16 protein-coding genes are annotated in these 13,167 nt (G+C 40.4%); 15 read left to right on the forward strand and 1 reads right to left on the reverse strand.

What is annotated here, in order from left to right; genetic code table 11:
* Positions 1 to 11: 11 nt before the first annotated feature.
* Positions 12 to 941 carry a Na/Pi symporter gene (locus tag LC033_RS03175; protein ID WP_226566820.1) on the reverse strand — a complete coding sequence of 310 codons (930 nt, stop codon included), beginning with the start codon at positions 939 to 941 and terminating at the stop codon, positions 12 to 14.
* Between the two features lie 181 nt (positions 942 to 1,122).
* On the opposite strand from LC033_RS03175, the gene rpsU reads away from it, so the two are divergent.
* The 15 genes from rpsU to recO all read left to right on the forward strand — a co-directional run bounded on the left by rpsU (position 1,123) and on the right by recO (position 12,955).
* Positions 1,123 to 1,296 (forward strand): 30S ribosomal protein S21, encoded by a 174-nt coding sequence (gene rpsU, locus LC033_RS03180; protein WP_003152957.1) that lies wholly within the window; start codon positions 1,123 to 1,125, stop codon positions 1,294 to 1,296.
* Positions 1,297 to 1,310: 14 nt separating this feature from the next.
* Positions 1,311 to 1,760 carry a GatB/YqeY domain-containing protein gene (locus tag LC033_RS03185; protein ID WP_226566821.1) on the forward strand — a complete coding sequence of 150 codons (450 nt, stop codon included), beginning with the start codon at positions 1,311 to 1,313 and terminating at the stop codon, positions 1,758 to 1,760.
* Positions 1,761 to 1,905: 145 nt separating this feature from the next.
* Positions 1,906 to 3,219 (forward strand): NfeD family protein, encoded by a 1,314-nt coding sequence (locus LC033_RS03190; protein ID WP_226566822.1) that lies wholly within the window; start codon positions 1,906 to 1,908, stop codon positions 3,217 to 3,219.
* A 26-nt stretch (positions 3,220 to 3,245) separates the two neighbouring features.
* Positions 3,246 to 4,238 (forward strand): flotillin-like protein FloA, encoded by a 993-nt coding sequence (gene floA / locus LC033_RS03195; protein ID WP_226566823.1) that lies wholly within the window; start codon positions 3,246 to 3,248, stop codon positions 4,236 to 4,238.
* 31 nt (positions 4,239 to 4,269) lie between these two features.
* Positions 4,270 to 4,752: a YqfB family membrane protein gene (locus LC033_RS03200; protein ID WP_226566824.1), complete on the forward strand. Its 483-nt coding sequence runs from the start codon at positions 4,270 to 4,272 to the stop codon at positions 4,750 to 4,752.
* Positions 4,753 to 4,956: 204 nt separating this feature from the next.
* A complete protein-coding gene (gene yqfC / locus LC033_RS03205; protein ID WP_012010618.1) occupies positions 4,957 to 5,238 on the forward strand; it encodes a sporulation protein YqfC in 282 nt (93 codons plus the stop codon).
* Between the two features lie 18 nt (positions 5,239 to 5,256).
* Positions 5,257 to 6,447 carry a sporulation protein YqfD gene (gene yqfD, locus LC033_RS03210; protein WP_226566825.1) on the forward strand — a complete coding sequence of 397 codons (1,191 nt, stop codon included), beginning with the start codon at positions 5,257 to 5,259 and terminating at the stop codon, positions 6,445 to 6,447.
* Positions 6,448 to 6,450: 3 nt separating this feature from the next.
* Positions 6,451 to 7,410, forward strand: coding sequence for a PhoH family protein (locus LC033_RS03215; RefSeq protein ID WP_226566826.1), 960 nt, complete (start codon positions 6,451 to 6,453; stop codon positions 7,408 to 7,410).
* Positions 7,411 to 7,486: 76 nt separating this feature from the next.
* The gene (locus tag LC033_RS03220) at positions 7,487 to 9,616 is read left to right on the forward strand and encodes an HD family phosphohydrolase (RefSeq protein ID WP_376776393.1); all 2,130 of its coding nucleotides are present in this window, start codon (positions 7,487 to 7,489) and stop codon (positions 9,614 to 9,616) included.
* Positions 9,617 to 10,096, forward strand: coding sequence for an rRNA maturation RNase YbeY (gene ybeY, locus LC033_RS03225; RefSeq protein ID WP_226566827.1), 480 nt, complete (start codon positions 9,617 to 9,619; stop codon positions 10,094 to 10,096).
* Entirely contained in the window at positions 10,074 to 10,457 is a 384-nt protein-coding gene (locus LC033_RS03230) for a diacylglycerol kinase family protein (protein ID WP_226566828.1), read from the forward strand. Before ybeY ends, LC033_RS03230 begins: the two co-directional genes overlap by 23 nt.
* A gap of 116 nt (positions 10,458 to 10,573) precedes the next feature.
* Positions 10,574 to 10,972: a cytidine deaminase gene (locus LC033_RS03235; protein ID WP_226566829.1), complete on the forward strand. Its 399-nt coding sequence runs from the start codon at positions 10,574 to 10,576 to the stop codon at positions 10,970 to 10,972.
* Positions 10,965 to 11,870: a GTPase Era gene (era, locus tag LC033_RS03240; RefSeq protein ID WP_226566830.1), complete on the forward strand. Its 906-nt coding sequence runs from the start codon at positions 10,965 to 10,967 to the stop codon at positions 11,868 to 11,870. The genes LC033_RS03235 and era overlap by 8 nt, the downstream gene beginning before the upstream one ends.
* A gap of 135 nt (positions 11,871 to 12,005) precedes the next feature.
* Complete coding sequence (locus LC033_RS03245) at positions 12,006 to 12,149, forward strand: YqzL family protein (protein ID WP_226566831.1); 144 nt, start codon at positions 12,006 to 12,008, stop codon at positions 12,147 to 12,149.
* 35 nt (positions 12,150 to 12,184) lie between these two features.
* Positions 12,185 to 12,955: a DNA repair protein RecO gene (recO, locus tag LC033_RS03250; RefSeq protein WP_226566832.1), complete on the forward strand. Its 771-nt coding sequence runs from the start codon at positions 12,185 to 12,187 to the stop codon at positions 12,953 to 12,955.
* Positions 12,956 to 13,167 lie beyond the last annotated feature (212 nt).

The raw sequence follows: 13,167 nt of genomic DNA on the forward strand, positions 1-13,167 counted from the left end.
TCCGGTTTCTTTTATTTCGACTGATTCGGCAAAAGAAACAATATCAACGCATGAAAAGGGCGAATAAACGGGAAGAAGAGTAGAGAACTCGCGACATTAAACAGCAGACTGAAGTGGGCAATTTGCTGTGCAGGAGAGCTCGCCAGAAGCGCAACGAATTGAGTGATAATGGCAAGAAAAGGCAGGCACAAAAGAACCCCGAGAACATTAAACACGACGTGTGCGTAGGCCGTTTGACGTGCTGCATAGCCGCCTGATATTGCAGCCATGACAGCCGTAATGCATGTTCCGATATTGGATCCTAAAACAAAACTGATACCCTCCTGTAATGCCACAGTCCCTTCATTCATAAAGCCCATCAAAATGCCAATACATACAGAGCTCGAATGAACAATGGCAGTTAAAATCGTACCGGAGACGAGAGCTCTCCAGTCAGAGTGCTGCATCATTTCAAGGAAACGCAATGTCTCTGGCTGGCTTGTCATCATACCCGCAATTTTTGAAAAGCCTTGAATGCAAAAAAAGATCATACCAAGTCCAAATATACTTTTTCCCGCATATTTGAAGGACCTTCGGCCAAAAATGATACATAAAAGACCAACTGCAATCAAAATCCACATGAACACGTCCATTTTGATCGCAATAAATTCTGTTGTAAAAGTGGACCCGATATTGGTCCCAAGGATCATCGGAATCGACTTTTTAAAAGTGAGAATGCCTGTGCTCACAAAGCCGATGACAATGACCATAAACGCTGAACTGCTTTGAAGAATACCTGTAAACACAATACTAACCAAGAATGCTTTTAACGAGTGATCTGTAAAGAGAAGAAGTGATTTCTCAATACGAGACGATGCGAGAGCCATTAATCCTTTTCTCATTAAACCCATTGACCATAAAAAAATGAAAATAAGTGCACAAAAATAAATGATCGCCATCATAGAAAAGTCCTCCTCTTACCAATAAATATATGGACTTGTCTACCTGCTCATGACGAAAATATATTTCCAAATCACTTAGTTGACCTCACACTAGGCTTATATTATAATGTCTAGGTACATGTTTGCATGTATATCTTTTTTTAATGCAGTCGATTGGTGTATTCGGAGGGAGGGAAAGAGAATGTCAAAAACGGTCGTTAGAAAAAACGAATCGCTTGAAGATGCTCTTCGTCGCTTTAAACGCAGTGTATCAAAAACTGGAACATTGCAAGAAGCAAGAAAGCGTGAATTTTATGAAAAGCCTAGCGTAAAGCGCAAGAAAAAGTCCGAAGCTGCTAGAAAACGCAAATTTTAAAAGAGGGTGGATTTATGAGTCTTCTTGAGCAATTAAACTCTGATATGAAGCTGATGATGAAAAACCGTGAGAAAGACAAGCTTGTTGTCATTCGTATGGTAAAGGCTTCACTCCAAAATGAAGCAATAAAGCTTAAGAAAGACAGTTTGACCAGCGATGAGGAACTAACCGTCCTTTCCCGCGAGATTAAGCAACGTAAAGACTCCCTCCATGAATTTTCGAAAGCTAATCGCTTAGATTTAGTAGATAAAGTTCAAAAAGAGATTGACATCTTAGACGTTTATTTACCTGAACAGCTTTCTGAAGAAGAACTGCAAACGGTTGTGAAAGAAACGATCGCTGAAACAGGAGCTTCAACGAAGGCTGATATGGGTAAAGTGATGAGCGCTATTATGCCAAAAGTAAAAGGTAAAGCTGATGGTGCTGTCATAAATAGACTTGTCAGCGAGCAGCTGTCTCAATAAAAAAGTATCCTTCTATTGTTAGAAGGATACTTTTTTATACCCTCTTAAATCTGTCATATAAAAATGAAACCTATGATACATTTGTAACGTATGTAAATGTAAATGAACGGTAAAATAAAAAAGGAGAGGAGTGATCAACAAATAGATGAAAAAAATAAAAATTTCTATTGCTCTCTTCAGTTGTTTTATAATATGCTTGTTATTAGGGGTTCAATTGACCGCGAAATCAGCAGAGCAGAGAGTTCATGTCATACCAATTGAGGATACAGTAGAAAAAGGACTTTCTAAATTCATTGAACGATCATTTGAGCAAGCAGAGTCCGAACAGGCGAAACACATTATTCTTGACATCAATACACCAGGCGGTGCAGTCGATGCGGCTCTTGAGATCGCAGATACCATTCGTTCGTCCGATATCCCAGTGACAGCGTTTGTCAATCATAGAGCGCTTTCAGCAGGGGCCTTCCTTGCATTAAATGCTGATGAAATTTATATGACCCCAAACGGAAAGATGGGGGCTGCTGCGATCATTGATGGAGAAGGCAATGCAGCCGATCAAAAATCTGAATCTCTATGGCTTGCTGAAATGGGTGATGCTGCGGAAAAGCAGGGGCGTGATCCAAAGTATGCTCTTGCAATGGCAGATGTAGATATAGATGCAAAAGAAGCTGGCGCACCAAAAGGTGAATTGCTCACCTTTAATACAGATCGAGCGCTTCAATTTGGCTACGCAGAAGGTGAAGCCAAGAATATGGGTGACTTGCTTAAGAAGCTTAATTTAGCAGGTGTGTCTGTTCAATATGATGAAGTGAGCTTTGCTGAAAAGGTTGCGCGTTTTCTCACGCATCCAATCGTCATTCCAATCCTTTTATCCATCGCAAGCTTAGGATTAATCGTTGAACTCTATTCTCCCGGCTTTGGGGTTCCAGGCACTATGGGGATTACAGCGCTTCTTCTATTTTTTTATGGTCATCTCGTGGCAGGCTTTGCAGGGTATGAGACATTGTTCCTGTTTTTAGCAGGAATTGCGCTCATTATTCTTGAATTGGTTTTGCCAGGGGGAATCGTAGGTGTCATTGGACTTATCTGTGTCGTTGTCAGCTTATTTTTAGCAGCTGGAAGCTTTACAGAAATGGCGATTTCCATCTTGATTGCCACTGCTGTTTCAATCATAGCAGTTATCATATTGACAAAGGTGTTGGGGAAACGTATGAAGTTTTTTAGAAAGTTCATTTTAACTGATTCAACCAATAAAGAAAGTGGTTATGTCTCCAATGAAACAAGAGAGGATCTTGTTGGACAGATTGCTGTCACTTTAACAGCACTTCGTCCGTCTGGAACGATTCTACTAGGAGATGAGCGCGTTGACGTTGTATCTGAAGGTGCGTTTATTGAGAAGGATGAACAAGTCAAGATTGTAAAAGCGGAAGGCTCACGCATTGTCGTGAGGAAAGTATAGATATACTGATTTATAGGAGGAATAAAATGGATCCATCTACATTACTATTATTTGTGATTATCGTAGCAGGTTTGATCGTTTTATCGATCTTCTTCACCTTTGTACCGGTGATGCTGTGGATTTCTGCCCTAGCGGCTGGCGTAAGAGTGAGCATTTTTACACTTGTAGGAATGAGACTTCGTCGCGTTATTCCAAACCGAGTGGTGAATCCGCTCATCAAAGCACATAAAGCAGGTCTTGATGTGTCGATTAACCAGTTAGAAAGCCACTATCTTGCAGGTGGTAACGTTGACCGTGTAGTAAATGCATTGATTGCCGCTCAACGTGCGAATATCGAATTAAATTTTGCACGCTGTGCAGCGATCGACCTAGCAGGCCGTGACGTACTGGAAGCGGTACAAATGAGTGTAAACCCTAAAGTGATTGAAACACCATTTATCTCTGGTGTGGCAATGGACGGGATTGAAGTAAAAGCAAAAGCACGTATTACAGTTCGTGCAAACATCGAACGACTTGTTGGTGGTGCAGGGGAAGAAACAATCATTGCTCGTGTAGGTGAAGGGATTGTCTCTACAATCGGTTCATCAAATAATCATAAAAGGGTTCTGGAAAATCCTGATATGATTTCTCAAACGGTTCTAGGAAAAGGATTAGATTCAGGTACTGCGTTTGAAATTCTCTCGATTGATATCGCAGATGTTGATATCGGTAAGAACATTGGGGCTATTCTGCAAACAGACCAAGCAGAAGCAGACAAAAATATTGCACAGGCTAAAGCGGAAGAACGCCGCGCAATGGCTGTTGCACAAGAACAAGAAATGCGTGCGAAAGTGGAAGAAATGCGCGCGAAGGTAGTAGAAGCAGAGGCTGAAGTACCACTTGCAATGGCTGAAGCACTACGCGAAGGCAATATTGGTGTCATGGACTACATGAACATTAAAAATATCGATGCTGATACGGATATGAGAGATTCATTTGGTAAAATGACAAAAGGTCCATCTGATAATGAAAACAAATAAGCATCCTCTCACGTTTTAAGGAGGGAGCCCATTGGACATTCTATTTGAAAACCCATTACTAATTGCGATTATCATCGGTATCATCTCTGTTGTTTTTGGGAAAATTGGCAAACAGGAGGAGAATGAGCAAAACAAGCCGGCTCCTCAGCGTAAGCCGATGCCCCAAAAGCAAACAGAACAAACAAGTCGCGATCCAGTCGTGACGGACCAGCAAGACGATTTTGGCGATGTACATGATCATGGCCGGATGGAAAAAACGTCTCAGTCCTTACAAGATCGCTATACGGATACACTAGTCAAAATGGAAGAACGAAAAAGTGAGCTAAGTAAAGAGTTTCAATCGCTTGAAAGGCAGCTGGCAAGCCCAAAAGTCTCAGCACTTGAAATGAAGCCGCACATCATTGAAAAGCTTAACCAAAACACTGTTGTTCAAGGCATGCTTCTTGGCGAAGTGTTTGGAGAGCCCCGCGCTAAAAGTCCACATCGAACGATGAAACGGCCGTATAAAAGGTAAGAAGAAAGCCCCCTGTAAAGGGGGGCTTTTTTTGCGGTTTTCCATCAGTAAAATAATTGATAAACGATGAACTCGCTGTTTTACGGGATTCATTAGCATGATATGAACCGCTCAGGAATAGGATGATATAGAGGCTTTCTTATCAGTCTCACCATCTTTCAGTTTTGATCTCATACACATGAGGTGGGAAGGGGTTCTTATTGAATGGGAAAAAGGAAAAATCGACTTAAAGCATGGCTGACAAGAACACTTGAAATCCCTCCGGACGTGATGATGGATCTTCCCCGTATTACGATGGTTGGCAGACTCCACATTTACATAGAGAACCACAAAGGGCTTTTACTTTTCAGTGATCAAGAGGTAAGGCTGATGCTGAAACAAGGACAATGCATAATTTCAGGGAAAGATTTTGTGATTAAAACGATTTTGCCAGAAGAAATTTTATTAGAAGGGAAAATCGATGAGGTCCGTTATATTGATTCTTAACTGGCGGAGGGGAGAAACGTGAAGAATAAATGGTTTGCCTATTTTATTGGCAGAGTGGAAGTGGAGATCAAAGGAAGCGGTATTGAGCGGGTCATCAATGAGTGCACGAGACAGGGAATCACAATTTTTCAAGTGAGCCGCCGTCAAGACAGCGTGCGCTTATTTATTCGCTTATCAGATGTACATGCCTTTAGAAAAGTGCGCAGACATCATGAGGTGAAATGCTCATTTCATCAAAAGAAGGGTTTTCCGTTTCTTCTCCTATGGTCAAGAAGGAATATTGGATTTACCCTTGGGATTGTTTTCTTTTTGATGACAATATTGGCCCTTTCAAATATGGTATGGAAAATTGATATCACAGGAGCCAATCCAGAGACAGAACATCAAATTAGAAAGCATTTAGACGATATTGGTGTACAAAAAGGCCGGTTTCAGTTTCTCATGGGTACACCTGAAAAAATACAAAAATCCCTGACAAGCAATATTCAAAGCATTACATGGGTTGGCGTAGAATTAAATGGAACGACGTTTCAAATGAAAGTTGTTGAAAAAAATGAGCCAGAAAAAGAGAAATATACAAGTCCTCAGCACATCGTCGCTAAGAAAAAAGCAGTCATCACGAGAATGTATGTAGAAAAAGGAGAGCCGCTTGCCGAGGTTGATGAACATGTGAAAAAGGGTCAGATGCTCGTTTCTGGACTGATTGGAAGCGAAGATCAACAAAAAAAAGTAGGAGCTAAAGCAAATATTTATGGTGAGACATGGTATCGTTCTGAAGTTTCTGTCCCTCTTCAAACATCTTTTGACGTCTTTACGGGTAAAATGAAGACAAAGCACAAGCTCTCCTTATTTGGAGGTTCACTGCTATTTTGGGGATTTACCTTTAAAAAAGATGATTTTGAGCACCCAAAAACAGAAACAGAAATTCATCCACTTCATTTCTTGAACGTTCAACTGCCATTCTCCTACGAAAAGGAAATCACACGCGAAAGTGAAAAAATAAATCGAGAATACACAAATAAAGAAGCGGTTCAAGCAGGGATTAAAATGGGTAAAAAAGAATTAGCAGAGAAGCTAGGTCAAACAGGCGAGGTGAAAAGTGAAAAAGTTTTGCACGAGACAACAGGGAATGGTAAAGTTAAGCTAATCATACTTTACCAAGTAATAGAAGATATTGTTCAACCAAGACCTATTGTTCAGGGAGACTAGAGAATGACAGAACATTTACTTGAGATTCAACAAAAATTGGATAGCCCAAACGAAGCCATTGCTTTATTCGGTAATCAAGATGCTTATCTGAAACTGATGGAAAACGAGCTGAATGTCTCCATTATTACGCGTGGAGAAAAAGTGTATGTTTCTGGTCAGGAAGCATCAAGAGATACAGCGAGCCATTTGATCACATCTCTCTTACACCTCATTCGAAAAGGTATCGAGATTTCAGAACGGGATATTGTCTATGCCATTAAAATGGCTCAAAAAAGTAAGCTCAATTATTTTGAAAATATGTATGAAGATGAAATTACGAAAAATGCCAAAGGAAAGTCCATCAGAGTCAAAACGATCGGCCAGCGTGAATATGCTGCGGCAATGAAAAAAGATGATCTGGTCTTTGGGATTGGGCCTGCTGGTACAGGTAAAACGTATTTGGCAGTGGTCAACGCAGTACATGCTCTGAAAAATGGACATGTGAAACGGATTATCCTGACAAGACCAGCTGTTGAAGCGGGAGAAAGTCTTGGATTTCTGCCAGGTGATTTAAAGGAAAAAGTCGATCCTTACTTAAGACCACTTTATGATGCCTTGCATGATGTACTTGGCAGTGATCATACGGAACGTTTAATTGAGCGTGGTGTGATTGAAATAGCACCTCTCGCCTATATGAGAGGGCGGACGCTTGATGATGCATTTGTTATTTTAGATGAAGCGCAGAATACAACGCCAGCCCAAATGAAAATGTTTTTGACGAGATTAGGGTTTGGCTCTAAAATGGTCATTACAGGAGATATTACACAAATTGATCTGCCAAAGGGTGTGGAGTCAGGGCTTGCAGCTGCAAAGGACATGCTTGCAGAAATCAAGGGCATTTCATTCATTGAATTAGATCAAACAGATGTGGTCAGACACCCGCTTGTGGCAAAGATCATTGGAGCATACGAAAAGCAAAAATGAACTGAGTGACCCGATCGTCTTCATCGGGTCATTTTGTTTCGATCGTGGTTTAAAGTAAAAAAGGAGGGACTTTTCCTTGAGAAAGAATCAGAAAGGCAGTAAGCGCAAAAGACTGCTGTCTAAAAAAGAACCTCAGAAAATGGAGCGCTCACGTCATATCAACGTGTTGTTATATGCTGCGTTAGCAGCCATTCTGTTTGTGGTGCTCTTCTTCCATGTGAAGCCTGAATCGCTCGATTTAGATTTGTTTTCAGTGAGTGAACAGACCATCTATTCTCCGTCAACCGTTGATGATCAAGAAGCGACAGAAGAAAAGAAACAAGAAGCAACGGATCAAGTAGAAGACCAATATACGCTCAAAAAAGCGTATTCTGATAATCGTGTCGATCTCATTTCATCCCTATTTGAAGCCATTAAGGAAGAAAAGAAAGCAGCAAAAGAGAATCCCCAAGTCAAACGTGTAAAAGAAAAACTAACAACTGATATGCAGGAAGCTGTTTCGGATCAATCCATTAAAGTGTTGCTCCAAGCAAGTGACGAAAATCTTTCTTTTACAAAGGATTCCATCATCACAGTGGTCAATTCACTGATGAGTAAGGAAATCACAGCGGCTAAGTTACACGATGAGAAAAAAAAAGTGAAAACAGAGCTTGAAAACAATTCAATTCCGTCAAAATACTTAAATGCAGCAAAGGAAATTGGTGAATTTGCGATTATTCCAAACTATGTATTTGATCCTGTGGCAACAGAGAAGAAAAGGCAAGAAGCAGCTGATAATATTCAGCCAATTCAAATCAAGCAAGGGCAAATTTTAGTGGAGGAAGGGGAACTCATCGACCGGGAAGTTTATCGTAAATTAGAGCTAACTGGTCTATTAAATAGCTCAAATTTGTTTAAGCCTGTAAGCGGTCTTATGATATTGATTGGTCTCTTTTTAGCAGCCATTATTCACTCATTTGAAACGAGGAAGAAATCGGTTGCCCATAAGAATAAATCATTACTGCTCTACTCGCTCATTTTCACCATTATTTTAATCATCATGGAAGTATTCAGTCTCTTCCAGGAAACAAAATACACAACGATTGGTTATGTCGTGCCAGTGGCACTTGGGACGATGCTAATCAAGCTGCTCATCAATGAGCGCTTAGCGATCTTCTCTGGTCTCGTATTTGCCCTTTGTGGCAGTATGATGTTTAATCAAGGAGTTACCGGCGTCTTTAATTATGTCATCTGCGCTTACTATCTCATTAGCGGGATGGCAGGAATTTTGTTTCTCAGAAAACATAATGCGAGATCAAAAATTTTGCAGGCGGGGCTTTTGGTTGCTGCGGTGAATATTCTTGTGGTTCTATCCATTACTCTGATCCAAAATTCCTCTCCATCTTGGCTTGAGATTGGTGTGAATCTAATGATGGCTATTGTGTCTGGGTTTGCATCATCTATTTTGGTCATTGGATTAATGCCTGTTTTTGAGAGCATGTTTGGTATTCTTTCGACAATGAAACTCATTGAATTATCTAACCCAAATCATCCGCTGCTTAAAAAGATTTTAACAGAGACACCAGGTACATATCATCATAGTGTCATGGTGGCCAATTTAGCGGATGCTGCATGTGAAGCAGTAGGAGCAAACGGACTTTTAGCGAGGGTTGGCGCATATTATCATGACATTGGGAAAACGAAAAGGCCGCAATACTTTATCGAAAACCAAATGAACATTGATAATCCGCATGACAAGCTTTCTCCTCAGTTGAGTAAAAATATTATTATTGCCCATACGACAGATGGAGCTGATATGCTGAGAGAAAAGAAGTTTCCAGAAGAGCTTGTCGATATTGCAGAACAGCATCATGGGAAATCGCTTTTAAAGTTCTTTTATTATAAAGCAAAAGAACGGGATGATCAGGTGACAGAAGAAGAATTTCGTTATCCTGGTCCAAAACCGCAATCAAAAGAAGCGGCGATTATCTCTGTGGCTGACAGCGTTGAAGCGGCGGTACGCTCGATGCATAACCCAAATCCAGAACGGATTGAAAAGCTTGTCAAAGGCATAATTTCAGATAAAATGCAGGACGGGCAATTTAGTGAATGTGATTTAACTTTTAAAGAATTAAATATTATTAGTCAAACGATTTGTACAACATTAAAGGGGATTTTCCATTCTCGGATTGAATATCCAGATGCCCCAAAGCAGAAGGTGAAGTAAATGACATTGTTAATCGATTTCATAGATGAAACAGGACAAGTATCAAAAGAGCAGCTAGAAGAAGTGGAAAAGCTTCTTCAATTTGCTGCTGATGTCCTTGAGGTAAAAGATCAAGCGGAAGTTTCAGTGACAATCGTCTCGAACGAAGAAATTCATCAGATCAACAAAGAATACAGGGGGAAGGATGGGCCGACAGATGTGGTCTCCTTTGCACTTGAGGAAGAAGGCGAAGGGGAAATTGAAATCGTTGGCGCTGATGACATCCCGCCGGTACTCGGTGACATTATCATTAGTGTTGATCGAACGAAAGAGCAAGCAGAGGAGTATGGACATTCCTTTATGAGAGAGCTTGGATTTTTAACGATTCATGGTTTTCTTCATTTACTTGGTTATGATCATATGACAGAGGAAGATGAAAAAGAAATGTTCGCCAAACAGACAAAAATATTGGATAATTATGGCCTTTCAAGATCATTGTAAGAAACGGAGTCCGCTTGCCCGTTTTTTTCGGAGTTTTTATTATGCGTTTAGAGGAATATGGCGAACTTTCTTGAATGAACGGAATTTTCGATTTCACGCAGTCGCAACCATCATCGTGGTGATATGCGGCTGTTGGTTTCAGATTGAGCAAGTTGAATGGATGATCGTTCTGCTTTTGTGCGGGGGGATGTTTGCGCTTGAACTTGTCAATACAGCCATTGAACATACAGTGGACCTTTTGACAGATGAAAAGCATCCGCTTGCAGAGAGAGCGAAGGACGCTGCAGCTGGCGCCGTTTGCGTTTACGCCGCAATTTCGGTTATGATTGGGTTGATCATCTTTTTACCGAAGATCATGTAATAGAACAATGTTACTATTTATTAACATTATTGGAAATGGGCGTGAAAATGTCATGTAAATTATGTAAAATATAAATGTGACAGTGATACCATTTCTTCTGAAAGTGGGAACTAGGAATGAACAAACAAGAGTTGATTTCAGAAGCAATTAAAGCAAGAGATTTTGCATATGTACCCTATTCTAAATTCAAAGTCGGTGCAGCATTATTGTCGAACAATGGAAAAGTGTATGGCGGCTGCAACATTGAAAATGCGGCATATGGCATGTGTAATTGTGCGGAAAGAACAGCACTTTTTAAAGCCTATTCAGAAGGCATTACATCTTTTCAAATGCTTGCAGTAGTAGCTGATACAGATCGACCTGTTTCACCATGCGGCGCATGCAGACAGGTTATTTCAGAGCTATGTGCACCTGATATGCCAGTGATTCTAACGAACTTAAAAGGACATATATACGAAACTACAGTAAACGAATTATTGCCAGGCGCATTTTCATCGGAGGATTTAAATGACTAACGAAAGCTTCAAATCAGGATTTGTTTCAATTATTGGAAGACCAAATGTAGGAAAATCAACCTTTCTTAATCGTGTCATTGGACAAAAGATTGCCATTATGAGTGATAAGCCTCAAACAACACGAAACAAAGTCCAAGGTGTCCTGACAACGAACACCTCACAAACAATCTTTATCGATACACCAGGGATCCATAAACCTAAGCATAAGCTTGGTGATTTTATGATGAGAGTGGCTCAAAATACACTGAAGGAAGTCGACCTGATCTTGTTTATGATCAATGCACAGGAAAGCTATGGCAAAGGTGATGAATTCATTATTGAACGACTAAAGCAAACATCTACACCTGTATTCCTTGTCGTCAATAAAATTGATCAAATTCACCCAGATGAACTGTTCCTTTTAATTGATGAATACCGCACACGTTATCCGTTTAAGGAAATTGTGCCAATTTCAGCTCTTGAAGGCAACAACATTGATACGCTTCTTCAACAGATTGAAGGTTCTCTTCCAGAGGGGCCTCAATTTTACCCAGCAGATCAAGTAACAGATCACCCAGAGCGGTTTATTATTTCTGAATTAATTCGTGAGAAAGTGTTGCATTTAACGAGAGAAGAAATTCCTCACAGTATTGCGGTTGCGATCGAATCTATTAAGCCTGATGAAAATGGTAAGGTCCATGTTGCGGCAACCATTGTCGTCGAACGTGATTCGCAAAAAGGGATCGTCATTGGTAAACGAGGCAGCTTATTAAAAGAAGTGGGACAAAAAGCGCGCAGAGATATTGAAGCACTTCTAGGCTCAAAAGTGTATCTGGAGCTTTGGGTAAAAGTTCAGAAGGACTGGCGTAATAAATCCACTCACCTCCGTGATTTTGGATTTAGAGAAGATGAATATTAAAAAACGAGCAATTGACAATAGTGCGGCTCGATTAGTAAAAATTGTTTATTATGAAATGGAGGTAGTCTGGTCAAGATAAAATTAAATATGTTGGATGTAGCGTTGCTGCTTCTAATAAAGAAAGGTGGGGTTTTTATGTTGAATTTTACATGGAACGTATTTTCACAAACAGGCAGCGTTGACACGTATCTGCTTTTCAAAGAGTTAGAAAAGGAGAACCTGGAAAGACCCGATGTACTTAAAGAAGAAATAGCACGACTTGATTTTCCAATTTTATAAATCTTGACTCCCTCCAATGCTCGGAGTGTAGACAAATGCTCATTAAAAGTGAAGGAATTGTCCTTAGAACAACAAATTATGGCGAAACAAACAAAATTGTCACGCTGCTCACTAGAGAACATGGGAAATTTGGTGTAATGGCAAGAGGCGCTAAAAAGTCAAATAGCCGCCTGTCAGCCATAAGCCAGCCGTTCTTATACGGAACCTTCCTTATCCAATCATCAACAGGACTTGGAACGCTCCAGCAAGGTGAAATGATCGAAAGCATGCGGACCATTCGGGAAGATTTATTTCTGACCGCATATGCTGCATATATGACAGAGTTATTTGATAAAGGAACAGAAGAAAAAAAGCCAAACCCTTATTTATTTGAGCTCCTGCTTCAATCTCTGCGCCATCTCAATGAAGGCACAGATGCTGATATTATTTTATTTATCGTAGAGGTCAAAATGTTATCAGTAATGGGGATGAAGCCTGAACTGGATCAATGTGTCCACTGTGGTCAAAAAGAAGGGCAGTTCCATTTCTCGATTAGAGATAATGGATTCATTTGCCAAAATTGCTTTTCTAAAGATCCTTATAAACTGCCCTTATCCCCAGCAGCTGCAAGGCTGCTCCGTTTGTTTCATTATTTTGACTTATCAAGGCTCGGTTCGGTTGATGTGAAACCGCAGACGAAACAAGAAATTCGTCAAGTGCTCGATCACTATTATGACGAATATTCAGGCCTTTATTTAAAATCAAAAAAATTCATGAATCAAATGGAATCCATGAAAAAGCTTATGGGCGGCGAAAACAAAAGTTGACATCTCCCATGACTTTTTGTAAGATCATCTAAGATCAAATATGTTGCATTGACAGAAAGAAGTACTTACGTAGAATCCATTAAAAGCGACCTTAGGGCGGTGTGAGCTAAGGATGGAGGCGTAACGAAGGGCATTCTTGAGCAACGTAAACAAAGCGGCTGGATGCTACGACACCAGCAAATAGGGTGGAACCGCGGGAAAAACTCTCGTCC

It is taken from the genome of Bacillus stratosphericus, assembly GCF_020524495.1.
In the GTDB taxonomy this organism is placed as follows: Bacteria; Bacillota; Bacilli; order Bacillales; family Bacillaceae; genus Bacillus; species Bacillus stratosphericus_B.